The organism is uncultured Marivita sp., assembly GCF_947488135.1.
Classification (GTDB): domain Bacteria; phylum Pseudomonadota; class Alphaproteobacteria; order Rhodobacterales; family Rhodobacteraceae; genus Marivita.
In genome coordinates this window covers 44,402-67,959 of the sequence record NZ_CANKYW010000006.1, presented here as the reverse complement: position 1 = coordinate 67,959, position 23,558 = coordinate 44,402, and the positions used below count along the sequence as shown (strand labels likewise).

Annotated in this window: 27 protein-coding genes and 1 pseudogene; 19 read left to right on the top strand and 9 right to left on the bottom strand. The window is 60.7% G+C overall.

The window, feature by feature from the left end; genetic code table 11:
- Positions 1-20 precede the first annotated feature (20 nt).
- From Q1B16_RS16190 to Q1B16_RS16165, 6 genes are all read right to left on the bottom strand, one after another.
- Positions 21-863: a DMT family transporter gene (locus Q1B16_RS16190; RefSeq protein ID WP_366140158.1), complete on the bottom strand. Its 843-nt coding sequence runs from the start codon at positions 861-863 to the stop codon at positions 21-23.
- Positions 864-1,056: 193 nt separating this feature from the next.
- Entirely contained in the window at positions 1,057-2,700 is a 1,644-nt protein-coding gene (gene groL / locus Q1B16_RS16185) for a chaperonin GroEL (protein WP_299791076.1), read from the bottom strand.
- 54 nt (positions 2,701-2,754) lie between these two features.
- Entirely contained in the window at positions 2,755-3,066 is a 312-nt protein-coding gene (locus Q1B16_RS16180) for a co-chaperone GroES (protein ID WP_299791074.1), read from the bottom strand.
- A 170-nt stretch (positions 3,067-3,236) separates the two neighbouring features.
- Positions 3,237-4,004 carry an ABC transporter permease gene (locus tag Q1B16_RS16175; protein ID WP_299791589.1) on the bottom strand — a complete coding sequence of 256 codons (768 nt, stop codon included), beginning with the start codon at positions 4,002-4,004 and terminating at the stop codon, positions 3,237-3,239.
- Positions 4,001-4,798 carry an ABC transporter ATP-binding protein gene (locus tag Q1B16_RS16170; protein ID WP_299791072.1) on the bottom strand — a complete coding sequence of 266 codons (798 nt, stop codon included), beginning with the start codon at positions 4,796-4,798 and terminating at the stop codon, positions 4,001-4,003. Before Q1B16_RS16170 ends, Q1B16_RS16175 begins: the two co-directional genes overlap by 4 nt.
- A 57-nt stretch (positions 4,799-4,855) precedes the next feature.
- The gene (locus Q1B16_RS16165) at positions 4,856-5,863 is read right to left on the bottom strand and encodes an ABC transporter substrate-binding protein (RefSeq protein WP_299791070.1); all 1,008 of its coding nucleotides are present in this window, start codon (positions 5,861-5,863) and stop codon (positions 4,856-4,858) included.
- Between the two features lie 255 nt (positions 5,864-6,118).
- On the opposite strand from Q1B16_RS16165, the gene Q1B16_RS16160 reads away from it, so the two are divergent.
- Positions 6,119-8,617, top strand: coding sequence for a VWA domain-containing protein (locus Q1B16_RS16160; RefSeq protein WP_299791068.1), 2,499 nt, complete (start codon positions 6,119-6,121; stop codon positions 8,615-8,617).
- A gap of 33 nt (positions 8,618-8,650) precedes the next feature.
- Here the strand turns inward: Q1B16_RS16160 and Q1B16_RS16155 are convergent, their stop codons facing one another.
- Positions 8,651-9,316, bottom strand: a complete 666-nt coding sequence (locus Q1B16_RS16155; protein WP_299791065.1) for a DUF2161 family putative PD-(D/E)XK-type phosphodiesterase — start codon at positions 9,314-9,316, stop codon at positions 8,651-8,653.
- Between the two features lie 81 nt (positions 9,317-9,397).
- Here Q1B16_RS16155 and Q1B16_RS16150 point away from each other — a divergent pair, with 81 nt between their 5' ends.
- Positions 9,398-10,387: a TraB/GumN family protein gene (locus Q1B16_RS16150; protein ID WP_299791062.1), complete on the top strand. Its 990-nt coding sequence runs from the start codon at positions 9,398-9,400 to the stop codon at positions 10,385-10,387.
- Here the strand turns inward: Q1B16_RS16150 and Q1B16_RS16145 are convergent.
- Both Q1B16_RS16145 and Q1B16_RS16140 read right to left on the bottom strand, forming a co-directional pair.
- A complete protein-coding gene (locus Q1B16_RS16145; protein ID WP_299791059.1) occupies positions 10,376-11,287 on the bottom strand; it encodes a DMT family transporter in 912 nt (303 codons plus the stop codon). The two genes, Q1B16_RS16150 and Q1B16_RS16145, sit on opposite strands and share 12 nt — an antisense overlap.
- Position 11,288: 1 nt before the next feature.
- A complete protein-coding gene (locus Q1B16_RS16140; protein ID WP_299791056.1) occupies positions 11,289-12,176 on the bottom strand; it encodes a LysR family transcriptional regulator in 888 nt (295 codons plus the stop codon).
- 113 nt (positions 12,177-12,289) lie between these two features.
- Here Q1B16_RS16140 and Q1B16_RS16135 point away from each other — a divergent pair, with 113 nt between their 5' ends.
- The 17 genes and pseudogenes from Q1B16_RS16135 to Q1B16_RS16055 all read left to right on the top strand — a co-directional run bounded on the left by Q1B16_RS16135 (position 12,290) and on the right by Q1B16_RS16055 (position 23,541).
- Positions 12,290-12,871, top strand: a complete 582-nt coding sequence (locus Q1B16_RS16135) for an NAD(P)H-dependent oxidoreductase (RefSeq protein ID WP_299791053.1) — start codon at positions 12,290-12,292, stop codon at positions 12,869-12,871.
- A gap of 232 nt (positions 12,872-13,103) precedes the next feature.
- Positions 13,104-14,606: a signal recognition particle protein gene (gene ffh, locus Q1B16_RS16130; RefSeq protein WP_299791050.1), complete on the top strand. Its 1,503-nt coding sequence runs from the start codon at positions 13,104-13,106 to the stop codon at positions 14,604-14,606.
- Entirely contained in the window at positions 14,607-15,143 is a 537-nt protein-coding gene (locus tag Q1B16_RS16125) for a GNAT family N-acetyltransferase (protein ID WP_299791047.1), read from the top strand. It abuts the gene before it with no gap.
- Positions 15,140-15,667 carry a GNAT family N-acetyltransferase gene (locus Q1B16_RS16120; RefSeq protein ID WP_299791044.1) on the top strand — a complete coding sequence of 176 codons (528 nt, stop codon included), beginning with the start codon at positions 15,140-15,142 and terminating at the stop codon, positions 15,665-15,667. The genes Q1B16_RS16125 and Q1B16_RS16120 overlap by 4 nt, the downstream gene beginning before the upstream one ends.
- Complete coding sequence (locus tag Q1B16_RS16115; RefSeq protein ID WP_299791041.1) at positions 15,664-16,182, top strand: GNAT family N-acetyltransferase; 519 nt, start codon at positions 15,664-15,666, stop codon at positions 16,180-16,182. Before Q1B16_RS16120 ends, Q1B16_RS16115 begins: the two co-directional genes overlap by 4 nt.
- Positions 16,179-16,783, top strand: a pseudogene (locus Q1B16_RS16110) (GNAT family N-acetyltransferase). Before Q1B16_RS16115 ends, Q1B16_RS16110 begins: the two are co-directional and overlap by 4 nt.
- Entirely contained in the window at positions 16,776-17,084 is a 309-nt protein-coding gene (locus tag Q1B16_RS16105) for a chorismate mutase (RefSeq protein ID WP_299791038.1), read from the top strand. Before Q1B16_RS16110 ends, Q1B16_RS16105 begins: the two are co-directional and overlap by 8 nt.
- Positions 17,085-17,123: 39 nt before the next feature.
- Complete coding sequence (gene rpsP / locus Q1B16_RS16100; RefSeq protein WP_299791035.1) at positions 17,124-17,513, top strand: 30S ribosomal protein S16; 390 nt, start codon at positions 17,124-17,126, stop codon at positions 17,511-17,513.
- 204 nt (positions 17,514-17,717) lie between these two features.
- Positions 17,718-18,545, top strand: coding sequence for a MipA/OmpV family protein (locus Q1B16_RS16095; protein ID WP_299791032.1), 828 nt, complete (start codon positions 17,718-17,720; stop codon positions 18,543-18,545).
- Positions 18,546-18,620: 75 nt separating this feature from the next.
- The gene (gene rimM / locus Q1B16_RS16090; RefSeq protein WP_299791029.1) at positions 18,621-19,127 is read left to right on the top strand and encodes a ribosome maturation factor RimM; all 507 of its coding nucleotides are present in this window, start codon (positions 18,621-18,623) and stop codon (positions 19,125-19,127) included.
- Complete coding sequence (locus Q1B16_RS16085; protein ID WP_299791026.1) at positions 19,124-19,924, top strand: hypothetical protein; 801 nt, start codon at positions 19,124-19,126, stop codon at positions 19,922-19,924. Before rimM ends, Q1B16_RS16085 begins: the two co-directional genes overlap by 4 nt.
- Before the next feature lie 110 nt (positions 19,925-20,034).
- A complete protein-coding gene (locus Q1B16_RS16080; protein WP_299791023.1) occupies positions 20,035-20,583 on the top strand; it encodes a hypothetical protein in 549 nt (182 codons plus the stop codon).
- A gap of 57 nt (positions 20,584-20,640) precedes the next feature.
- Complete coding sequence (gene trmD / locus Q1B16_RS16075; protein ID WP_299791020.1) at positions 20,641-21,453, top strand: tRNA (guanosine(37)-N1)-methyltransferase TrmD; 813 nt, start codon at positions 20,641-20,643, stop codon at positions 21,451-21,453.
- A gap of 279 nt (positions 21,454-21,732) precedes the next feature.
- The gene (gene rplS / locus Q1B16_RS16070; protein WP_299791017.1) at positions 21,733-22,116 is read left to right on the top strand and encodes a 50S ribosomal protein L19; all 384 of its coding nucleotides are present in this window, start codon (positions 21,733-21,735) and stop codon (positions 22,114-22,116) included.
- An 11-nt stretch (positions 22,117-22,127) separates the two neighbouring features.
- A complete protein-coding gene (rpmE, locus tag Q1B16_RS16065; RefSeq protein WP_299791014.1) occupies positions 22,128-22,349 on the top strand; it encodes a 50S ribosomal protein L31 in 222 nt (73 codons plus the stop codon).
- Positions 22,350-22,533: 184 nt separating this feature from the next.
- Positions 22,534-23,343, top strand: a complete 810-nt coding sequence (locus tag Q1B16_RS16060) for a division plane positioning ATPase MipZ (RefSeq protein WP_299791012.1) — start codon at positions 22,534-22,536, stop codon at positions 23,341-23,343.
- Complete coding sequence (locus Q1B16_RS16055; RefSeq protein WP_299791010.1) at positions 23,344-23,541, top strand: hypothetical protein; 198 nt, start codon at positions 23,344-23,346, stop codon at positions 23,539-23,541.
- The last annotated feature ends 17 nt before the right edge of the window (positions 23,542-23,558 follow it).

Genomic DNA, 23,558 nt, shown 5'->3' with positions numbered 1-23,558 from the left:
TCTGCCCCTTTAGAAAGAGCCTAGCGGCGCGACGTTACGGCGATGAGGACACCTCCGAGCACAAGAAGCGCTGCGATCAACAGACGCATGCCCAGATCCTCGGACAACAGCACCGCTCCGGCCGCCATCGCAATGACCGGGACGGTCAATTGCGCCACCGCGGCCGTACTGCCGCGCAGTTGGGGAAGCACGGTGTACCACAGCGCGTAACCCAGACCAGACGTGACCGCACCTGACAGGATCGCCATGCCGAAACCGAAGGTGCTAGCGGAGGCAAGCGACGTACCGGCCCCCATCATACCAGCGATGATCACGACACCGACTGCGATACCCGCCGCCAGAGCGAAGTTGGCTGCTGTCGCGCCAAGAGCGTCACCAGTACCGCGTCCGTTCAGAGAGTAAACGCCCCAGCCGATCCCGGCAGCGGCCATCAAAAGCGCATGGCCGAGACTGGGCGCTGCACTCTGGCCTGGCCAGAGCAGCCAGACCAACCCACCGAACGCCAAGATCGCCCCGGCCCAACGTTGCAGAGCCGGTCGCTCGCCGCCGATCAGCGATCCTGCGAACATGGTGATCTGCACCATGCCGAACAGGATCAGCGCTCCCAGCCCGGCATCAAGGCTCTGATACGCGAGCGAGAACCCGAAAATATAGAGGAGAAGGGAGACAACACCGACCGCCCTGCCCGGACCTCCGAATGACAACGGGCGACGACGGAGATACACAAGCCCTACCAGCATGACCGCCCCGGCGCACACCCGGACAACGCCGAAAGCAACCGCGTCGATGTCGCCATTTGCCAGCGCGACCCGGTTCAGGATCGAGTTCGCGGCAAAGGCGATCATGGTAAGGGATGTGAGCAAAACAAGGCGCATGGCCTTGGGTAGCGCGCGCCGGAACCGGACGCCATAGGGTCACGGGCGAAAAGCTATGCCGATGTTTCTGACGCTGAAACGACGCGGATCAGAGAAAGTAACCCCAGGCATGACAAAGGCGCCCGAAGGCGCCTTTGCGAAAGTTTCGAGGTAAGATTCCGCGATGCGAAATCCGGCCTGATTACATCATGCCGCCCATGCCGCCCATGTCGGGCATGCCGCCACCAGCACCTGCGCCTTCTTTTTGCGGCTTGTCGGCAACCATCGCTTCGGTGGTGATCAGCAGGCCAGCGATCGAGGATGCATCCTCAAGCGCGGTGCGGACAACCTTGGCCGGATCGATCACGCCGAACTTGAACATGTCGCCATATTCGTCGGTCTGCGCGTTGTAGCCAAACTTCAGGTCTTCGCTTTCGCGGATCTTGCCTGCAACGACGGAACCGTCGACACCTGCGTTTTCCGCGATCTGGCGAAGAGGTGCTTCCAGAGCCTTGCGCACGATGGCGATACCGGCGTTCTGATCGCTGTTCGCACCTGTCAGACCGTCAAGCTTCTTCGCTGCCTGAACCAGAGCGACACCGCCACCAACGACGATACCTTCCTGAACGGCCGCACGGGTTGCGTTCAGAGCATCGTCAACGCGATCCTTGCGCTCTTTCACTTCGATCTCGGTCATGCCGCCAACGCGGATGACAGCGACACCGCCTGCGAGTTTCGCAACACGCTCTTGCAGCTTTTCGCGGTCGTAGTCGGACGTGGTCTCTTCGATCTGGTTGCGGATCTGGGCCACGCGTGCCTCGATCTCGGACTTCTGGCCAGCGCCATCGACGATGGTTGTCTCGTCTTTGGTGATCTGGATTTTCTTGGCGGAGCCAAGCATGTCCATCGTCACGTTCTCGAGCTTCATGCCGAGGTCTTCGGAGATGACCTGGCCGCCGGTCAGGATAGCGATGTCCTGAAGCATCGCCTTGCGACGATCGCCAAAGCCCGGTGCTTTCACGGCAGCAATCTTGAGGCCGCCGCGCAGCTTGTTGACCACGAGGGTCGCCAGCGCTTCGCCTTCAACATCTTCTGCGATGATCAGCAGCGGCTTCTGCGACTGGATCACCTGCTCGAGCAGCGGAACCATCGGCTGGAGCGACGACAGTTTCTTTTCGTGCAACAGGACCATGCAGTCATCCAGCTCTGCGGTCATCTTGTCAGCATTGGTGACAAAATAGGGGCTGAGGTAGCCACGGTCGAACTGCATACCTTCGACAACGTCGGTCTCTGTTTCGAGGCCTTTGTTTTCTTCGACGGTGATAACGCCTTCGTTGCCGACCTTCTGCATCGCGTCGGCGATCTGACGGCCGATTTCGGCCTCGCCGTTTGCAGAGATGGTGCCAACCTGGGCGACTTCGTCGCTGTCGGTCACGTCACGTGCCGCCGCTTTGATCGCGTCGACCACTTTGGATGTCGCGAGGTCGATACCGCGCTTGAGGTCCATCGGGTTCATGCCCGCTGCGACCGACTTCATGCCTTCTTTGACGATGGCTTGAGCGAGAACAGTCGCGGTTGTGGTGCCGTCACCGGCTTCGTCGTTGGTGCGGGAAGCGACTTCCTTCACCATCTGCGCGCCCATGTTCTCGAACTTGTCTTCCAGTTCGATTTCCTTGGCGACAGAGACACCGTCCTTGGTGATGCGCGGCGCGCCGAAGGATTTGTCGAGGACCACGTTCCGGCCTTTCGGGCCGAGGGTCACTTTCACGGCGTCAGCAAGAATGTTGACACCTTTCAGCATGCGCGAACGCGCGTCTGTGTTAAATTTTACGTCTTTTGCAGACATCATAGGTCTCCACTAATGTAGTCAGAGGGTTTCGTTTGCGATCAAAACGGGCGTTCAGGCAGCTTTGGCCGCCGCGTCGTCCGTGATGATGCCGAGGATGTCCGACTCCTTCATAATCAGGAGTTCTTCGCCATTGACCGTCACTTCCGTGCCCGACCACTTGCCGAAGAGGATCTTGTCGCCTTCCGAGACAGCCATCTCGATCAGCTCGCCACTATCCTTGCGCGCGCCTTCGCCACACGCAACAACCACGCCTTCTGCCGGCTTTTCTTTGGCGCTATCTGGAATGATCAGGCCACCAGCAGTTTTTTCGTCACTTTCAACGCGACGGACCAGCACGCGGTCATGAAGCGGTTTGAATGCCATCTTCGAGTCTCCTTGCTCAAAGTTTCCACTAAAGTCCCTCGCTCCCCGAAGGACTGTTGTCACTCTCGTCAGTCGAGTGCTAACGGCGGATAACTAGGCATCGCGACTTCGCGAGTCAACACGCTTGTGGCCAATTTTTCGGGGTTTGGGCCGATCGTAGCTCGGGTCGATCAATAACTGGGGGACCGCTCTGCCCAGCCTGCAAAGATCTTCTCCAACGCGACGACCACGTAATAGAGAACAATCCCCATCAGCGCGAGCGCGATCAGGACGGCAAACATCAGCGGATAATCCGAATTGGTCTTGCCGGAGTCGAACAGCGCGCCAAGCCCACGCCCGTGCGGAGACACGATCTCCATGAGGTTGGTGCCGATAAACGCCAACGTCACAGCCACCTTCAAGGCACCGAAAAACTCGGGCAGAGTCTTCGGCAACGCGATCTTCCAGAAGATCGTCGTCTTGGACGCGCCGAGCGATCGCAGAATGTCGCGGTATTCCGGTTCGAGCGTACTCAGCCCGATCGACACCGAAACAGCGATTGGAAAGAACGAAATCAGGAACGCGATCATCACCGTGTTGAAATTGTGCTGCCCCACGAAAAGCAGCGCGACGATCGGCACCAGCGTTGCCTTGGGGATGGCGTTGAAACCCACAAGCAATGGATACAGAGCATCGCGCATGAGTTTGGAAAACCCCATCACCATGCCAAGAAGCACGCCAACCACGATGGCGAGCACGAGACCGACAACCGTACGCCAAAGCGTTTGCCACCCCATGACGATGAACAGCTCCCAATAACGCGCGTAGGCAGGCGGCAGGTCAGACGGCGATGCCATGACGTAATTCGGCCAGCCATTCACCCAGACCAGCAGTTCCCAAAGGACACCGAAAAGAGCCAAGGCCGCGACCGGGACAAGGATATTGCGAATGGTCATCAGGCCACCTCCCCGGCATCGGTGCGCCCTTGGGCGATCTGGATCTGGTGACGCAGGATGTTGAGCGCCTCGGCGGATTCAGGCGTGTAGAGATGTTCGATGTCTCTTTGCCCCGTCAGATGCACGTCCATCACGTATTGCGTCTTTGCGGGCCGACCGGACAGCACCACGACCTGATCCGCGAGGAAGATCGACTCCCGCAGGTCATGAGTGATGAGCACGCCGGTAAAAGGCTCTTCGGCTTTGACCTTGTGCATGGTCTGCCACAGGTCTTCGCGGGTGAAGGCATCCAGCGCGCCGAAGGGTTCATCAAGGATCAGAACTTCGGGCTTGTGGACGATGGACCGGCAGAGCGACGCGCGCTGCCGCATACCGCCGGACAATTCGCTGGGGCGTTTGTCCTCGAAGCCCTCCAGCCCGACCAGCGCAAGCAATTTGCGTGCGCGCTCTTCCTGTTCCCGTTTTGACATCTTCGTCGGCACGATCTCGAGCGGCAACATCACGTTTTGCAAAATGGTGCGCCACTCCAGCAAAACGGGGTTTTGGAAGGCCATGCCCACGGTCGATTTCGGCCCTTTGACCAAATCGCCGTGCAACCACACCTCGCCCTTGTCAGGTTTCATCAGCCCGGCGATCAACCGTGTCAGGGTGGACTTGCCACATCCCGAAGGACCAACGACAGCGGCAAACCCGCCCTCGGGCACGCTCAACTCAAGACCATCAAGAACGGGAAGAGGCCCGGCCTTGGTCTGATAGGCGTGGCGCACGCCCTTTATTTCAATAAGATTCTCGGACACGCGCTGCGCCTTGTTTCTTGGGCCAACAACGCGATCCGCAGTTGGCCCGATGATTTTTTACTTCAGCATCCGCGCGTCGGCGTCAGGCAGATAGGCATCCGTGAAATACAGGCTCGCATCTGGTGCGTTCTGGAATTCGTAGGTCTGGGCGATCTGCTCCAGCGACTTGGCCATGCGGTCCGCGTCGATACCCCCCATACCGTTCGCCAGCGCGTACTCGGTCGCCACATTGGCGTCGATGGACAGTTCAAGACGGCGTTGTTCGAGTTCCGCATCGGCGGCCGGGTTGCGTTCGATCAGGCTTTCGATAGCAGAGGCCGGGTCCGCAATCGCGTCCTTCCAACCGGCCGCAATCGCTCCGAGGAAGCCCGTGATCACCTCGGGATTTGCTTCGGCGAAATCGGTGTTCACAATGATGGCGTTGCCATAGAGCGCCAAGCCGTAATCCGCCATCAGGATGGTCGAGATATCCTCTTCCGGCACTCCAAGACGCACGAGGTTCAGGTAAGACGAAAACGAAAAGCCTGTGACGGCTGCCACATTGCCTTCGGCTAGCATGGGCTCTCGCGTCGGGAAGCCAACGGGCTCAACCGTTATCGCGTCGACATCCAGATCGTTGGCAATGGCAAAAGCCGGGAATTGCGCCCAGGCACCATCGGGGGGCGGCGCGCCAAGCACGCGTCCTTCGAGGTCTTTCGGAACTTCGACACCAAGGGATTTCCGGCCAATGATTGCGAACGGCGGCTTGTCGTACACCATCATCACGGCCGTCACGGGTGCGCCGGGGTTCTGGTCAAGAAACTTGATCAGCGAATTGATATCGGCAAAGCCGACCGGAAACGCGCCGGTCGCAACTTTCGGAATAGCGTCGAGCGATCCCTGCCCCGCAGAGATTTCGACCGAGAGATCGGCCGCTTCGAAATGTCCGTTGTCGATCGCAACGAAATACGGCGCGGCTGGACCTTCGAATTTCCAGTCGAGCGCGAAGGGCAAATCCGTCTGGGCAAAGACGGATCCGGCCATGCTCAGCGTGGCGGCGACAGCCGCAAGTGTGTGTTTCAGCATTTGGTATATCCCCATTTTTTCCGCGCCAAACTGCGTCAGAGCCTCGGGAAACGAAACGGATAACAACACCGAAACGCTCGCCCAGACCTGCCGCAGGCCGGTATTGCACAAATTTTAACCGTTCGCCTTCGACTTGGGCAACATCAATATCGAGAGCCTCGCAGATTTTTCGGCCGAGACCGCCAAGGGACTGTGCAGATCGCGTCGAAAGTGTTTTTCTGCTCCCATTGAAACCCGAGATTTGAGGACGCCGCGATGCGATCTGCCCTAGCCTTTTCCCTGACCTTCCTCGCCACGATGGCCACTGCGCAAAACCAACCCAATACCGTGCTTGTCATGGATGGGTCCGGGTCAATGTGGGGCCAGATCGACGGGGTCGCGAAGATCACCATCGCGCAAGAGGTGGTTGGCAACCTGCTGTCGGATTTTCCGTCGGAACAGGGGCTTGGCCTTACGGTTTACGGACATCGGGAACGCGGGGAATGCACCGATATCGAAACTGTCGTCGCACCGGCACCCGGAACGGCAGGGCAGATTGCGAATGCCGTGAACGCGATAAAACCGCTGGGCAAGACACCAATGGCCGATGCCGTGATCGCCGCCGCGCAGGCACTGCGTTATACCGAGGAGAAGGCGACCGTCATCCTCGTCAGCGACGGAGTCGAGACCTGCAATCCCGATCCTTGCGCCACGGCGCGTCTGCTTGAAGAGGCCGGGATCGACTTCACCGCGCATGTGATCGGATTCGACGTTGGCTCCGACGCCGAGGCTTTGGCACAGATGCAGTGCATCGCAGAAGAAACCGGCGGGCAATTCCTTACTGCCGACACGGCGGATCAGCTCACCGCCGCACTAACCCAAGTCGCGGCCGCAGCCCCTGAGCCCGAACCGGAACCCGCATTGGTTCCGACCACGTTGACCGCCGTCATCGAAGGGTCAGAAACGCTGGTATCCGGCCCGGTCCTTTGGGAACTGACAAGCAACACAGGCACGGTTCTGAGCGATACCGAGGGCAACCCGCTGGAACTCGAACTGCCCGAGGGATCTTACACGCTAATCGCCTACAGCACCGCGCTCGAAATGGAGATGACCCGTCAATTCGTCGCCATCGGCGATGCCGCCTCTGTCCAGGTCGCCTTCCCCGAGCCACAAGAAACAGCGCGCGTGTTGGCACCGGCAACCGCCGTGGCAGGCAGCACCATCCAGGTCGGATGGGACGGGCCGAACTATGAAGACGACTATATCGGCATCGGCGCGGCGGATGCGGACGGCGCGAATATGTGGCGCAACTGGTCCTATACCGCATCGGGCAATCCTGTAGATCTGGTCGTTCCGCCTGTGGAGGGGCCGCATGTCATCCGCTACTTCAAACGCGAAGGTCGCGAGGCACTGGGCGAGACACAGATCATGGTCACCCCGGCCACCGCGACGCTGAGCACCGTACCCGAAGCGCCCGCCGGGTCCGAAATTACGGTGGACTGGACCGGACCAAACTACAAGGAAGACTACATTGGCATCGGCAAAGTCGGTGCTGACGGGGCCAATCAGTGGGAAAACTGGACTTATGTCGCGTCAGGCTCCTCGGTGAAGTTGACGGTTCCGGCTGAACCGGGTGATTACAAGATCACCTATTTCATGCGACAGGATCGCACGCCTTTGACGACCGTCGCCTTCACCGCGACAGATGTGACCGCCAGTATTGTCGCCCCCAGCGAGGCTGCGGTCGGGTCGACCATCGAGATCGGCTGGACCGGGCCGGATTACGACGAGGATTACATCGGCATCGGCAGGGCCGACGCGTCGGGTGCCAACCAATGGGAGAACTGGGTCTACACCCGCACCGGCAATCCGACCAAACTGGTCATGCCCGCGACGCCCGGCGAATACCTGATCACCTATTTCCAGCGACAGGACAGAACCCCGCTTGTATCCGTCCCGATCACTCTGAAGCCCGTGGAAGCAAGCCTCACTGCACCGTCCGAAGCTTTGATCGGATCGACGATTGAGGTCACCTGGACCGGGCCGGATTACGACGAAGACTACATCGGCATCGGCAAAGCCGACGCGTCGGGTGCCAACAAGTGGGAAAACTGGGTCTACACCCGAACCGGCAATCCCGCCGATCTCGTCATGCCGACAGAGCCGGGCGACTACCTGATCACCTATTTCCAGCGGCAGGATCGCACGCCGCTGGTTTCGGTTCCAATCACTCTGAAACCAGTCGAGGCATCGCTTTCCGCGCCATCCGAAGCACCGATGGGATCGACCATCGAAGTCACCTGGACAGGACCGGACTACGCCGAGGATTACCTCGGAATAGGGGCCGTAGATGCATCCGGCGCGAACCAATGGGAGAACTGGGTCTATACCCGTGACGGAAACCCGGCGCGGCTGTTGGTGCCTGCCGCCGCCGGTGACTACGTCATCCGCTACTTCGTCCGGCAGGACCGCAATGCGATCGCGGAAATTCCCATCACGGTCACACCGGTGGAGGCGACACTGACCGCTCCTGCGACCGCAGCGCCCGGATCGACGATTCAGATCGGCTGGACCGGACCGGACTATGCCGAAGACTATATCGGCCTTGGCCCGGTGGGGGCCTCCGGCGGTGCGCAGTGGCAAAGCTGGGCCTACACGCGCAACGGCAATCCGGCGACACTCACCGTACCTGAAACTCCGGGGGATTACGTGGTGCAGTATTTCATCCGGCAGGATCGAAGCGGCATTGCGCAGACCACGATCAAGGTGGAGTGACGCTCACCGCACCGCACGTCAACCAATTGCGATCTATCCAAGGCTGTCGCCCCAATCGGCCAAGCCCTGACGCCCCTGCGGCGTCAGGGCATAGACCCCGGTTTCCACCCGCTCGAACCATCCGTAGTGATTGTCGCGCATCAGCGTCGTGGCGTTTTCCACGCCGGTCGCCTTGGCGATGATGGCTCCTTTTTCGGCTCCCGCTTCGGCCAGGTACAAGGCACAGCGCAACGCATCCTGCCGATAGGCGGTTACGATCCCGTGCCTTGTCGCGCCTCCGTCGTTGGGATCACCTTCAAGCCGGTCGAATTCCCGCAAAAGCTTCGCCCGCTTTTTCGCGTTCTTGCGCGGAGCGTACGGGCCCGGATCGCACTGCGCCTCGACCGCGCCGTCCTTGCGAACCGTCAGAAACCCAAGCCCGAGCCTGCGGCAGAGCATCGTGTTCTCCCTAAGCGCCCGACGGGCGGATTTGCCCGAAGGTTTCGGCACCGCAAGATAGACGAGATCGGTGATGGCCAGACGCGCAACGGCCTGATGGTACAGGGTCAGGTTCAATCGCAGTTTCAGTTCCACGATCACCGGCTCATCGTCGCTGCGCGTTGCGACAAGATCCGCCGCGCCGACCTCTCCCTTGACGGTAAAGCCCTGTCTTTCGAGATACGCCTTGATATGCGGATAAAGATCGGCCTCGCGCTTCATGGCCTATCAATGCGCGACTGCCTTGCCGGTGGCAAGCGCAGCCCTTAGCTTGCAGCGCAACCGCTGCGAAAGGATCACCGGATGTTCATGCGCTTGTTGTCGCTTCTCTGTTTTGTGCTGGTGGCACAGCCTGCCCTGGCGGTCTGTGCCGGGCAGGATCTGCGGACAACACTGACCGCCGACGAACAGGTCCGGTTGCAAGAGGCGCTCGAAGATGCGGTGTTTCCGGAAGGCAATCATTGGCGCGCCACGCGGGGGGATCGGACGCTCCACCTGATCGGAACCATGCACCTGACTGACCCAAGACTCGACGCCCCGGTCGACCGCCTGCGGGAAACGATCGAGACCGCGGACCTTTTGCTGCTTGAGATGACCGACGAGGATCAGGCAGCGTTGGAACAGCGGCTTTCCACCGATCCAGGCCTGCTTCTCCTCCCGGATACCACCCTTCCCGAATTGCTGATGGAAGAAGAGTGGCAGAAGATGTCCGAGGCTTTGACGGCCCGCGGGATGCCACCTTTCATGGCGGCGCGTTTTCAGCCTTGGTACGTTTCGGTCCTGCTGGCCGTGCCGCCTTGTGCGGCCGCGCCCGAACTCGCCGATAGCGGGTTGGATGCCCAGCTCGAAGCCATCGCGAGGTCTGCCGGCGTTCCCCGTGGGGCGCTCGAGAATGTCGAGACGATCTTTATGGCCTTCGCCGACCAGCCGCGCGCAACGCAGATCGACATGATGTTGTCCTCGCTCGTCGATCCTTCGGTCAGCGAAGACCTGTTCGCGACGCTTCTCGCCAGCTATTTCGACGAAAGTCATGCCGAAGGCTGGGCGGTATCCTCCATTCTGGCCGAACGCTACAGCCCCATCGACCCGTCTGCTGCGGCAGAGGTTTTTACAACGATAGAACAAGAACTTCTGATCGATCGGAACCGCGCCTGGATCCCGGTCCTGCTCGACGCGACCGAACAGAACGTAACCGTCGTTGCCGCTTTCGGCGCAGCCCACCTTCCGGGGGAAGACGGCGTGTTGGCCTTGCTGGAGAACGAGGGGTTCACGTTGGAACGGCTACCCTTCTAGCCTCGCTCGCCCTCTGACCTGGCTGTCGTCCTTGAGCAACAGTGCCAGGGCCGACATGGTCAGCGCGACCCCTCCAAGGATCATGAGCGGCGGAAGCGGTCGATTGAGTGCCATCTCCCACAGGATCACCCAGCTTGGTGTCAGGTAGGTATAGGCCATGACCTTGGCCGACGGGATCCGCAGGCTGGCATATTGCAATAACAGGAAGGTGGCCGCGCTGGCGAAGACCGACGTGTACGCGGTGGTGATCCAGACGATTGTTGGCAAAGCAGCCCAATCGGTTCTCATCATCGACGGCGCGCCCACCACCAGCATCAGTAAGGCTCCGGCAACCAAGGTGCAGAACGTGAACACCGCTGGACGTTCGCCTCGGTTCAGGGTTGGAACAAGCGGCGTGTAGATCGCGTGCGCCACGCATCCGAAGAAAAAGATCGTCTCGCCACGACCGATGCCAAAGGCGAGGAAGGCGCCGAAATCCGCCCGGAAGATCACCCAGAGCGCCCCAACAGCGCCGATACAAAGGGCGAGCGCCATTCTTGGCGTCAGGACCTGCCTCAGCAGAAGCCATCCAAATCCGGCGGCCAGCAATGGCGTCAGGGTAAAGACCGCCGCCATCGAAACCGGCGCCCCGGTTTTCAGGCCTTCGAACATCAGCACGAAATAGGTCGAGAAGAAAACGGCCAGCACCAGATACCGCCACGGTGCTTTGAGCGCGGACCGATCGAGACCGCCGGTCGCGGCGACCAGCGCCCCAAGAACACCCGCGGCCACCACGAAGCGCACGGCGTTCAGCGCTTGCGGCGCAATATGCGGCGCGGCCATTGACCCCAAAGAAAAAGACCCCGCGACAAGCGCGGAGAATGCCAACATCGCCAGATGGCCGCGCTTGGCTTCGGTCATGTCAGGAATTCGCCCCGTCGGTGTCTTTCACCGCGGCCTTGAGATGCGCCAGCAGCGCTTGCACCTTGGCGGTGCGGTGCAGGTCCACATGCGTCACAAGCCACAAAGATGCCGCCCATTCATCGAGTGCGGGCATCACCTCGACCAAGTTGTCGTCAGAATCCCCCTGATCGACGGTCATGAACCCGATCCCGGCGCCGCTGCGCACGGCGGACATCATGCTGAAGGTGTCGGTCGTCCGAAAGACGACACGGTCATAGGGCACTCTGGACCGCAACCATTTCTGAAACGGGGCACGGCCATCGGGATTGTCATTGCCGACAAACATATGGTTGGCCAGATCGCTCTCGTCTTTCGGCAATCCGTGTGCCTCGACATAGCTCTTGGCGGCGTAGAGACCGATGCGCAGCTTCATGAGCGGCTGCACCACGTTGTCCGGTTCTTCCGGTGCTGTCCCCGCGCGGATCGCCACATGCGCCTCGCCGTATTCCAGGCGGAACACCCGCGTATCGGTCAAATACCGCACCACCACATCGGGATATTCTGCTTTGAAGCCCGACAAGACCGGAACGAGGAAATCCGACAATTCGATGATCGAAGTGACAACCAATTCGCCGCTCACATCCGCACCGCGACCGCGAATGCGGCCCACCAATTGTTGCAACTGGTCCTCAGTGGTTTGCGCCACCCGCGCAAGGTCCTCGCCGGATTCTGTCGGCGTATATCCCCGTGCGTGACGCTGAAACAGCTTCACGCCCAGCCGGGATTCCAATGCATCGATATGGCGGATGACCGTTGCATGGTGGACACCCAGAACCTCTGCCGCGCCGCTGACCGTCCCTTGCCGCGCCACCTGATACGCGGTGCGCACCTCATCCCAATGCTCCATTTCGACCCTCTGTGCATTCACTCACATCTTATGCGCATTTCTTGCCATTCCGTGCGCCAGAACAAGACTTAAGTAAAGTCTCAAGAGAAACAATGACAAATTGGAAAAGAGCCATGACACACACTGTTCTACGCATCGACGCATCCGCCCGCCACGAAGGTTCCGAAAGCCGCGCCCTGACGCAGCGGATCATCGACCGACTTTCGCCGAACACCGTCATTCACCGCGATCTGGCCGTTGCCGTTCCAGCCATTGACGCCGATTGGCTGACCGCCAACTGGACCCCGGCAGCAGACCGCAGCGAGGCTCAACGCGAAAAGCTGGCCCTGTCGACCACGCTGATCGACGAGATCAAGGCGGCCGATACGATTGTCATCGGCACACCGATTTACAACTTCAGCATTCCCGCCTCGCTGAAGGCGTGGATCGATCAGATCGCGCGAGCGGGTGAGACCTTTCAGTATTCCGAAGCGGGGCCGAAGGGCCTCCTGACCGGCAAGCGGGCCATTGTCGCGATCGCCTCGGGTGGTACGCAGGTTGGCTCGGACATCGATTTCGCCAGCGGTTATCTGCGCCACATCCTCGGGTTCATCGGCATCACCGACGTGCAGTTCGTCCCGGCAGACCAATTGATGGTCGACGCCGATGCGTCCCACGCCAAGGCGGATGCCGCACTTCAGGCTTTGGCGGCATGACGGACAGGGGCACGGCTTGACTCCGCGCTCCGTTTTCGCCTAAACGCCATTCCACTCCGGGAAGCCTGACTTTCCGGTCCCTTGGACCCATGTCCGGGATCGCCCCCCACCAGCGTGTTACGCCCGTGGGGGCAAAACTGTTTGTTCGCGTCCCTACGGGGCGACACGTTTGGCATATGCGCCGCTGATCCTTACATCAGGGTCACACCAGCGGCAAAGGAGGCGAAGGCCCATGTTTGAAAATCTGTCCGACCGCCTAGGCAGCGTCTTCGATCGGCTCACCAAACAGGGCGCCCTGTCCGAGGATGACGTCAAAACAGCGCTGCGCGAGGTGCGCGTTGCATTGCTTGAAGCGGACGTGTCCCTTCCTGTCGCCCGCGATTTCATCAAGGCTGTCCAGGCCAAGGCCACGGGCCAAGCTGTCACCAAATCCATCACACCGGGCCAACAGGTCGTCAAGATCGTCCATGACGAACTCAAGCACGTCCTGACGGGTGACGAAGACCCCGGTGCGCTCAAGATCGACAACCCGCCCGCACCGATCCTGATGGTCGGTTTGCAGGGCGGCGGTAAGACCACCACGACCGCCAAGATCGCCAAGCGCCTCAAGGAACGTGACGGCAAAAAGGTGCTGATGGCGTCGCTCGACGTCAATCGACCCGCCGCGATGGAGCAGCTCGCCATCCTCGGTGCCCAGATCGGCGTCGACACCCTGCCCATCGTCAAGGGCGAAGACCCGGTCGCCATCGCCAAACGCGCCAAGACGCAGGCGTCATTGGGCGGCTATGACGTCTACATGCTCGACACCGCAGGCCGCCTCTCCATCGACGAAGAGCTGATGGCGCAGGTTGAAGCAGTGCGCGACGTCGCTAATCCGCGCGAGACGCTGTTGGTGGTCGATGGCCTGACGGGTCAGGATGCGGTTCATACGGCAGAGAACTTCGACGAGCGTATCGGCATCACCGGTGTCGTCCTCACCCGGATGGACGGCGACGGGCGTGGTGGCGCCGCGCTCTCGATGCGGGCCGTAACCGGCAAGCCGATCCGCTTTGTTGGTCTTGGCGAAAAGATGGACGCGCTCGAAACCTTCGAGCCGGACCGCATCGCAGGCCGCATCCTCGGCATGGGCGACATCGTCGCGCTGGTCGAAAAAGCGCAGCAGACGCTCGAGGTCGAACAGGCCGAGCGCATGATGAAGCGCTTCCAGAAAGGTCAGTTCAACATGAACGACCTGAAGATGCAGCTGGAACAGATGATGAAGATGGGCGGTATGGAAGGCATGCTGGCGATGATGCCCGGCGCGCAAAAAATGCAGAAGCAGATGGACGGTGCCGGGATCGACGACAAGATGCTGCGCCAGCAGATCGCGCTCATCAACTCCATGACCAAGAAGGAACGCGCGAACCCGCAGATCCTTCAGGCCAGCCGCAAGAAGCGCATCGCCAAGGGCTCGGGGCTCGAGGTCAGCGACCTCAACAAGCTGCTCAAAATGCAGCGCCAGATGTCCGACATGATGAAGAAAATGGGCAAGATGGGCAAAGGCGGGATGCTGAAACAGGCCATGAAAGGCATGTTCGGCAAGGGCGGCATGCCCGAAGGTATGGACCCAAGCCAAATGGACCCCAAGGCGCTTGAAGCGGCGGCAAAGGCGATGGGCGCCAAAGGCGGCTTGCCCGGTTTGGGCGGGGGTGGCGGCTTGCCACCGGGCCTGAGCGGGTTCGGCAAGAAGAAGTAAGTGACGACCGCCCCCGTCATAACCACGGCGCGCCTGCGCCTGCGCGGCCACACTTTGGCCGATCTGGAACAGTTGTGCGATCTGTTCGAGACCGACCGCGCCGTGCATATGGGCGGGCCGATTCCCCGCAAGGACGCGTGGCGCTGGATGGCCTCCGAGGTGGCCATGTGGGACCTGATGGGTCACGGCGCCTGGGGCATCGAAACGGCTGAGGGCGAATTCATCGGTCAGGTCGGTTTACTGAAACCGCCGCATTTCCCGGAAGTCGAACTGGGCTGGACCCTGCTCGAACAGGCGGAAGGCAAAGGCTATGCGTTCGAGGCGGCGATGGGCGCGATGCTTTGGGCGTGGGAGCAAGGTTTTAAAACTCTCGTCAGCTACATCACTCCCGAGAACACGCGCTCGCGCGCACTTGCCGAACGACTTAGCGCGATGCGCGATGCAAACGCCGCATTGCCCGAAGGCGAAACACCGGAAGAAACCATCGTCTACCGCCATAGCCCGGACACCGATGGCACGCCGGAGGCTTACGCATGAGCCTGACCAACGCGCCCACGCTTGAAACCGATCGCCTGATCCTGCGCGGCCCCAAAAAGGCCGACGCCGAGGCGATGATTGCGTTTCTGATGGATGACACCCGGGCCGAAGGTTTCGGCGGCTACACCAACCGCGCGGAGTCTTGGCGTTGGTTCACGCTCAATGTCGGCCACTGGCACTGGCACGGCTACGGGTACTTCACGATTGAAGACAAGACGAGCGGCAAACCGGCCGGGGTCTCTGGCATCTGGAACCCCGAAGGTTGGCCCGAGCCCGAGGTTGGCTGGGTCGTGTTCGACGGATTCGAGGGCTTGGGGCTGGCCTACGAAGCTGCCTGCCGCGCGCGCCAATGGGCTTACGAAGACCTCGGCTTTACGACATTGACGTCCAATATCGTACCCGGGAACACCCGGTCGATCCGCCTCGCCGAACGCATGGGGGCCACTTACGAGCGCACCTATGACAACCCGACCATGGGCGAGGACATGCTCTACCGCCACCCGGGACCGGAGGCGCTGGCATGAGCTTGGACATTCCCGTGATCGAAACCGATCGTCTGATCCTGCGCGAACCACGTTTGTCGGATCACGCTGCGTTCTGCGCCTATTTTGCCCAACCGCGTAGCAAATGGAACGGCGGACCGCTTGATCCGCATCAGGTCGAAGGCATGATCACCTCGGCAGCGGGTGGATGGGCGCTGCGCGGTTACGGCCTTTGGTTCGTGACGCTGAAAGGCGGCGATGACGCCATCGGGTTTGCCGGAATTTTCCACCCGTTCGATTGGCCCGAACCCGAACTCGGTTACGGCATCGCAAGTGCCTATGAGGGCAAAGGCATCGCCTTCGAGGCGGCAACGGCCGCACGTTCTGCCGCTGCCACGCATCTCGGCTTGACCCACCTGCCCAGCTACATCTCCCCGGACAATGCGCGTTCGCAAGCGCTTGCACTGCGCATGGGCGCAACCCGCGAAGCTAATATCACGCTTCGGGATAAGGTGGCGCATGTCTACCGCCATCCCGCGCAGGAGGCTTTGACATGAGCCACCGCGACATTCCCGTGCTCGACACCAAGCGCCTGCAACTACGTGGGCCAGAGCCGCAGGACTACCCTGACTTCAAGGCGACCTTCGCCTCTTATCGGTCCCGGTTCATGGGCGGGCGCTCAATGCTTACGAGGCTTGGATGCTCTACGCAGCCGAGATCGGGCATTGGGAGATCCGGGGCTTCGGTATGTGGATGGTGCATCTGCGCGACACCGACGAGACCGTGGGCATGGCGGGCGGCTGGTCTCCGGCGAAATGGCCCGAGCGCGAGATCGCCTGGATCATCTGGCCCGACAAGGCCGGCAGGGGGTTCGCGCTCGAAGCCACGCATCGCGTGCGTCGCTATTTCTACGAGCACAACGGCTGGGACACCGCGGTCAGCTATCTCGACCCCAAGAACCTCGACAGCATCCGATTGGCAGAGCGGTTGGGCGCCAAGAAGGACCACGACGCCCCGACCGTCGACGGCAGCGACGTTGTCTATCGCCACCCCAGCCCGGATGCGCTGCGCGGCACGCAACTTGCCCACGGCATCGACATGGAAATCGCCCATTACCAAGACCCCCTGTTCAAACCGAAAGGCTGGGCCATTGACTGACACGACCAACGATCCCGTGACCCGCGCCGCAGAGGTGCTCAAGGGGCACCGCGAAAGCATCGACCGTCTGGACGCGATCCTCGTGTTCACGCTGGCCGAGCGGTTCAAACATACGCAGGCCGTTGGTGTGCTCAAGGCACAGCACGACCTCCCGCCCTCAGACCCCGCGCGCGAAGCAAAGCAGATCGCGCGGCTCGAAGAGCTTGCGTCTCAGGCCGATCTTGACCCTGAGTTCGCCAAGAAATTCCTGAATTTCATCATTCAGGAAGTCATCCAGCACCACAAACAGAAGCAATCCTGACGGGTTCTCCCGTCATCTCGAAAACCTAGGAGAATACAAATGGCTATCAAAATTCGTCTCGCCCGTGGCGGTTCCAAAAAGCGCCCCTTCTATCGCATCGTCGCTGCCGACAGCCGCATGCCGCGCGACGGTCGCTTCATCGAAAAGCTGGGCACCTACAACCCGCTCCTGCCGAAAGACAGCGAAGATCGCGTGAAAATGGACGTCGAGCGCATCCAATACTGGATGAGCCAGGGTGCCCAGACCACCGATCGCGTGTCGCGCTTCCTCGAAGCGGCCGGCGTTGTTGAGAAGAAAGAACGCAACAACCCGAAGAAAGCCCAGCCGGGCAAAGCTGCGACCGAACGCGCCGAAGCGAAAGCCGCCAAGGCTGCGGAAGCGGCGGAAGCCGACGCAGCTCCGGCCGCAGAAGAGGCGTCCGCAGAATAATCGCGGAGTGCCTCCCCGGATGGCCGGCCCACCCGGCCATCCGACCTTCACCGGTCCAACTGTCCGAATTATGTCACAACAGATGCTGCGCGGTTCGCAATCGTCTGAATTCACCGGACCGCCCGAAAGCCGTGACTTGACGGACACCCACGGTCGCATCATGTCCAGTAGCAACCGTTTTTGCTCCAATAGGATTCGATTGCCATGACCGCGCGCCTTGCCACCGTTACCAGCCTTGCTTTTGCCATTGCCGTCCCAGCTTTCGCAGCCGGGCCGGACACGAGCGCGTCGCAAACCGATGTCATCGCTCCTGCCGTGGCCCCGGCACCGACGCGCCCGCAACTGGTGTTCACGCTGCGTGGTGGCGTTGCCGCATCGCCCGAGTATTTCGGATCGGACGAATACGCCGTTGGTCCGGATCTCGGTTTCCGATTCAACTACCTGTCGCTTCGCAATGGACGCAGCCTTGGCAACCCTGATCCCTGGGCGGACAGCATGGGCCTGACCTTCGGCGGGTCGTTCCGCTTCATTCAGGAACGCGACACGGATGATTTCGACGAACTTGCGGGGCTTGACGATATCGACGCCGCAGTCGAACTCGGCGCCTCGGTACGTTACGGGACGGAATATTTCGCCGCCTTCGGTGAAGTACGCCGTGGTTTCGGCGGTCACGAAGGCTGGGTCGGCGAAGTCGGCGCGGATGCCATTCTGCGCCCGACCGATCGCCTGCAACTGACCTTCGGCCCGCGCGTCTTTTTTGGTGACGATACCTACACCGACACCTATTTCGGCATCACCGCAGATGAAGCCAGTGCGGCACTTCCCGCATACGACCCGGAAGGCGGAATGGTTTCTGCCGGGATCGAATTCGGCGCGCGTTACCAGATCAACGATCTCTGGGGCCTCGAAGGCGCCGTGACCTGGGAAAAATACACGGATGACGCTGCCGACAGCCCGATCGTCGACCAGGGCGAGGACGAACAATGGGGCATCCGTTTCGGCGTAACGCGAGTGTTCAGCATCGGGGGCTGATCGCGTCACCGGAGATTGCCTCTGGGCATCGGTCTGGTCTATCCAGTCGTTCAAAGCGACCGGGAGCACATTTCAGTGAGTGACAAAGTCTGTGTCGGAGCGATTGCCGGAGCCTTCGGCGTCCGGGGTGAAGTGCGCCTGAAAAGCTTCACGGCGATCCCGGAAGACATCGCCTCTTACGCGCCGCTTGAAACCGAGGACGGTGCGCGCAGCTTTACTGTCAGGATCACCCGGCAAATCAAGAACGGCCTGGCTGCACGGCTTTCAGGCGTGTCCACAAAAGAAGCCGCGGACGACCTACGCGGCACGCAGCTTTTCGTGCCGCGCGACAGGCTTCCGTCTTTGCCTGACGACGAGTTCTATCACGCCGACCTGATCGGGCTCGAAGTGACCGACACGGGCGGCGTGTCCTTGGGCAAGGTGTTGGCCGTGATCAACAACGGTGCCGACGATCTTCTCGAACTGAGTGCGCCGGGGCAGAAGCAAACCGTGCTACTGCCGTTTACCAAGGCCGTGGTCCCGACCGTAGACCTCACGCAGGGGCGAATCGTAGCCGACCCGCCCGAGGGTCTGTTTTCGTGACGACACAGATTGTCATTCACGCAGGATTTCACAAAACCGGAACGACAAGTGTACAGTCCATGCTGCGCGAGAATGCTGCGCTTCTGGACCCACATCTGCGTGTGTTCCTGAAGAACGCCTTTGAAGACTTGACCGACAAGGCGCGCAGCTTTTCGATCGATCCAAAGGAAAAGACCCTTGGGCAAGTGTCAAAAGCGGCCACGGCCTTTTTCGGCACGATAGACACAAGCGATCCGCGGCCGATCCTTATCTGTTCCGAGGACCTGTCGGGACACATGCCCGGGCGCCACGGCCTTGAATGCTATGACAGCGCGGGTTTGGTGATGAAGTGCCTCGCCGACGCGGCTTTCGGACGTTTCGGTCCAGAAACGGACATCATCTTCTACTTTTCGACCCGTGCACGCGACCCGTGGCTTCGGAGCACGTGGTGGCAAAACCTGCGCAGCACACGGCTGACCAAGGATTTCGCCGCGTACAGTGCGCAATTCGACGAGGCCCGCGATCTCGAGGACATTCTCGAAGAAGTCGCGGTCGACGTCGCCCCTGCGCACGTCACATCCTGTCCGCTCGAGACGTTATCGGAACTGCCAATGGGCCCGCTTGAGCCGATCCTGGCCTTGTTCGACCTACCCGACCTTGATCGAGGGGCGTTGCGCGCACTACCGCCGGAAAACGTGCAACCCGATATAGGGATCGATGCCGTCTTTCTGGCCCTGAACCGGAGCGCGTTGCCGGATAAGGACGTGCAGGACGCAAAACGCATGATCCGCAAAATGGCGCGGCGGGTCACGGATTAGCCTGCGCTGACGTTTCGCCACAAAAATACCGACTGCGCGCCGCTTTGGCGGCGGTAATTCGCCACTCCGAACGGCTAGGAACGCGTATCTGCTTGGGGAAGCATCTGCGTGTGAATTTCGTAAAACGTCGTTTATTGCTGAGTTTGGCGGCACTCTCACCGGGTGTGGTGACGATTGCGCTTCAGGAATTTGCCGTTTCTGTCGCCTTCATGGTGCTTGGCCTCTTCGGGGCGATCGGCATCGCGGCGGTGGCCGTCGCAGCATCGCCGCAGATCAAGGAACTCCACGACAAATCCGGCGCAACCAAAGTCGCCTACCAATCCCTGTTGGTGCCCTCGGCCTTGGCAGATCTCAGGGAAACCGCGCCGGATCCAATGGTGATCCGGTCCACGCTTCAAACCCTGATGACACCGACCCGCACGATACCCGGTTTCGCGACCGAGGACGAAAAGATCGCGATGGTTATCGCGCAGATCATAGCCCGTTGGGAGCACACCGAACCGCTGGCCCTATCCGATGATCAGGCACGGGAACTGTGGTTGGTCGAACGCCTGATGCGTGCAAGCCCCGCCGAAGCAGGCGCGCTTGCCGGGTACTTTGCGGCACCGAATGCCATGCTAACGATGCGTGACCGTATCGCTGCGCCCGTACCGGCCTGATCTGGCAATTCGCGCACCGACCGACTAAAGCCATCGTCGTCACAACAGGCAAATCCGATGGACACTCCCAAAACGCCTCCGCAGAAATCCCACGGTCGCAAGACCATCCGCCCGACGTTGAAACCGCGTGAATTGATGGAATCGGCGCCGGATCTCGCGCGCGCATGGAAGGCGCAGGTGATCACCTTGCTGCCCGATGCATTTCCGGGAATCTTGGGGGAGTCGCTGACGGGACGCGCGCTGAAGGACGGGCTTTGGCAACTCGAAACCATTGCCTTGCGTGAATTCGGCGAAGGCAAGCATCGCAATGTCGATGACACGCCCGCCGGTGGTGGCGCGGGCATGGTGCTGCGACCGGACATCATGGCCGCTGCCATCGACCACGCCCGGGCACGCATCCAACCTGCCGCACCGCTGGTCTATCTCAGCCCACGCGGGCGACCTTTCACGCAAGCCATAGCCCAGGATCTTGCCCAAGGCCCCGGGGTCAGCCTGATTTGCGGACGCTTCGAGGGTCTGGATCAACGGGTGATTGACCACTACCGGATTGCAGAGATCAGCCTTGGCGATTTCGTCCTCACCGGCGGAGAAATCGCGGCGCAGGCGGTGATAGATGCGACGATCCGCTTGTTACCCGGAGTTCTCGGAAACGAGGCATCCACCGAAGAGGAAAGCTTTTCCGACGGGCTTCTGGAACATCCTCAATACACCCGCCCCGCCGAATGGCGCGGCCAGAAGATTCCAGACGTTCTGATGTCCGGTCATCACGGCGAAATCGCGAAATGGCGCCGTGCGCAGTCCGAGGGATTGACCCGGCAACGGCGACCGGACCTTTGGGCAGCGCATCACCCGAAACCGAATTCGGACTGAACGCCGGGGCGCGCCGCACCAAAGGAACTCCATGTGCCTGCAAACGCCCCTTGATTTGCACGGCCTCTTCTGGTTTACGGCGCGTGTTCCGGGTGTCAGCCCGGTGCGGTGATTCCGTATGTTCTTCGCGTCGGCTGTAACCACACCCATCCCGGACCTGACAAGACAAAGACGACCTGATCTCTGGCGGGCGCAGATGCGGACCCGGACGAAGACCAAGAGCTCTGAGGACGCGCACACCTTTGCGGAGCAACCGCAAGCAGTTTTAGGAGAGAAGCGATGGACCTGATCGCTCAGTTGGAGGCGGAACAGATTGCCGCCCTCGGGAAAGACATTCCCGATTTCAAAGCAGGCGACACCATTCGTGTCGGCTACAAAGTGACCGAAGGCACCCGTACCCGCGTGCAGAACTACGAAGGCGTCTGCATCAGCCGCCGTCAGGGTGCCGGCATTGCCGGTTCGTTCACTGTTCGCAAGATTTCGTTCGGTGAAGGCGTGGAACGTGTCTTCCCGCTCTATTCCACAAATATCGACAGCATCGAGGTTGTCCGCCGTGGTCGCGTCCGCCGCGCCAAGCTGTACTACCTCCGCTCGCGTCGCGGCAAATCGGCCCGTATCGCGGAAGATGCAACCTACAAGCCCCTCAAAGGCGCAGACGCGTAAGGATTGCCGAGATGAAAAAAGACATCCATCCCGAATACCACGTCATCAACGTCAAGATGACCGATGGCACGATGCTTGAAATGCGCTCCTGCTGGGGCAAGGAAGGCGACACGCTTTCGCTCGACATCGACCCGACAGTGCACCCGGCCTGGACCGGTGGCAGCTCGCGCCTGATGGACTCCGGCGGTCGCGTCTCCAAGTTCAAGAAAAAGTACGAAGGTCTGGGCTTCTAAGCCTTCTTCGTTTCGATTTCGATCAGGCCGTCCGTCTCAGGGCGGCCTTTTCGTTTCTGCGACCCGGCTGACCCAGCGTACCTGAGTCCGTGCCGCCGCAATTGCCAGCAAATCGCACCCGACCCCGTTGCAACATTCCGCTCAATCAGGTCATAGGTTTTGCAAAGGCAAGGTGAGCGGACACATGGCACACATCATCGTCGTGGGAAACGAGAAGGGCGGCGCGGGCAAATCGACCGTGTCGATGCACGTCGCCACGGCCCTTGCGCGGATGGGGCACAAGGTTGGCGCGCTTGACCTCGACCTGCGGCAGAAAACGATGGGCCGCTATGTCACCAACCGGAAAAAAGAACTCGAGCGAGAGGGGTTGGACCTGCCGACGCCGCGCTATCTCGAGCTTCCCGAAGTCGATCCCGATAGCCTGCAACCGGGCGAAAACATCTATGATCACCGCCTGTCCGCAGCGGTTGCCGAATTGGAGCCAGGCAGCGACTTCATCCTGATCGACTGCCCCGGTTCACATACCCGTCTGAGCCAGGTCGCCCATTCCCTTGCCGACACCTTGATCACGCCACTGAACGACAGCTTTGTCGATTTCGATCTGCTTGCCCATACCGACGCGTCCGGCGAAAAGATCGAAGGGCCGTCGGTCTATTCCGAAATGGTCTGGAACGCCCGCCAGTTGCGCGCACAAGCAGGGCTGCCGCCGATCGACTGGGTGGTGTTGCGCAACCGACTTGGCGCGCAGCAGATGGTCAACAAGGCCAAGATGGAAAAGGCGCTGGACCGGCTTTCGAAACGTATCGGCTTCCGCGTGGCACCCGGTTTCAACGAACGGGTGATCTTCCGCGAATTGTTCCCGCGCGGTCTCACCCTGCTGGACCTCAAGGACGTGGGCGTCAAACAGCTCAACATCTCGAACATCGCCGCCCGCCAGGAGTTGCGGGACCTGATTAAAGCTTTGAAGCTTCCGGGCGTTACCGTGACCTTCTGAATGAACGGACCGACGCGAAATGAGCTTTGGTTTCGTCTGGTGTTCAGCCTCGCGGGTCTTGCGCTTCTCATTGCGGTGGTCCTGACCCGCGGCATCTCGAATGCCGCTGCCTTGGTCGAGGTCGTCGGGATCGCGGGACTGTTCTTTGGAGGAACCGCGATCTGGTCAGCCCTCAAGCTTTGGCGCAGCCGCGGCTGATCGGTACCGAGAAGAAA

Bases quoted from the DNA above. Each gene is read 5' to 3' on its own strand.
- groL (WP_299791076.1), bottom strand. From the start codon at position 2,700: ATGTCTGCAAAAGACGTAAAATTTAACACAGACGCGCGTTCGCGCATG.
- Q1B16_RS16180 (WP_299791074.1), bottom strand. From the start codon at position 3,066: ATGGCATTCAAACCGCTTCATGACCGCGTGCTGGTCCGTCGCGTTGAA.
- Q1B16_RS16165 (WP_299791070.1), bottom strand. From the start codon at position 5,863: ATGCTGAAACACACACTTGCGGCTGTCGCCGCCACGCTGAGCATGGCC.
- Q1B16_RS16160 (WP_299791068.1), top strand. From the start codon at position 6,119: ATGCGATCTGCCCTAGCCTTTTCCCTGACCTTCCTCGCCACGATGGCC.
- Q1B16_RS16155 (WP_299791065.1), bottom strand. From the start codon at position 9,316: ATGAAGCGCGAGGCCGATCTTTATCCGCATATCAAGGCGTATCTCGAA.
- Q1B16_RS16150 (WP_299791062.1), top strand. From the start codon at position 9,398: ATGTTCATGCGCTTGTTGTCGCTTCTCTGTTTTGTGCTGGTGGCACAG.
- Q1B16_RS16145 (WP_299791059.1), bottom strand. From the start codon at position 11,287: ATGACCGAAGCCAAGCGCGGCCATCTGGCGATGTTGGCATTCTCCGCG.
- Q1B16_RS16140 (WP_299791056.1), bottom strand. From the start codon at position 12,176: ATGGAGCATTGGGATGAGGTGCGCACCGCGTATCAGGTGGCGCGGCAA.
- Q1B16_RS16135 (WP_299791053.1), top strand. From the start codon at position 12,290: ATGACACACACTGTTCTACGCATCGACGCATCCGCCCGCCACGAAGGT.
- ffh (WP_299791050.1), top strand. From the start codon at position 13,104: ATGTTTGAAAATCTGTCCGACCGCCTAGGCAGCGTCTTCGATCGGCTC.
- Q1B16_RS16120 (WP_299791044.1), top strand. From the start codon at position 15,140: ATGAGCCTGACCAACGCGCCCACGCTTGAAACCGATCGCCTGATCCTG.
- Q1B16_RS16115 (WP_299791041.1), top strand. From the start codon at position 15,664: ATGAGCTTGGACATTCCCGTGATCGAAACCGATCGTCTGATCCTGCGC.
- rpsP (WP_299791035.1), top strand. From the start codon at position 17,124: ATGGCTATCAAAATTCGTCTCGCCCGTGGCGGTTCCAAAAAGCGCCCC.
- Q1B16_RS16095 (WP_299791032.1), top strand. From the start codon at position 17,718: ATGACCGCGCGCCTTGCCACCGTTACCAGCCTTGCTTTTGCCATTGCC.
- trmD (WP_299791020.1), top strand. From the start codon at position 20,641: ATGGACACTCCCAAAACGCCTCCGCAGAAATCCCACGGTCGCAAGACC.
- rplS (WP_299791017.1), top strand. From the start codon at position 21,733: ATGGACCTGATCGCTCAGTTGGAGGCGGAACAGATTGCCGCCCTCGGG.
- rpmE (WP_299791014.1), top strand. From the start codon at position 22,128: ATGAAAAAAGACATCCATCCCGAATACCACGTCATCAACGTCAAGATG.
- Q1B16_RS16060 (WP_299791012.1), top strand. From the start codon at position 22,534: ATGGCACACATCATCGTCGTGGGAAACGAGAAGGGCGGCGCGGGCAAA.
- Q1B16_RS16055 (WP_299791010.1), top strand. From the start codon at position 23,344: ATGAACGGACCGACGCGAAATGAGCTTTGGTTTCGTCTGGTGTTCAGC.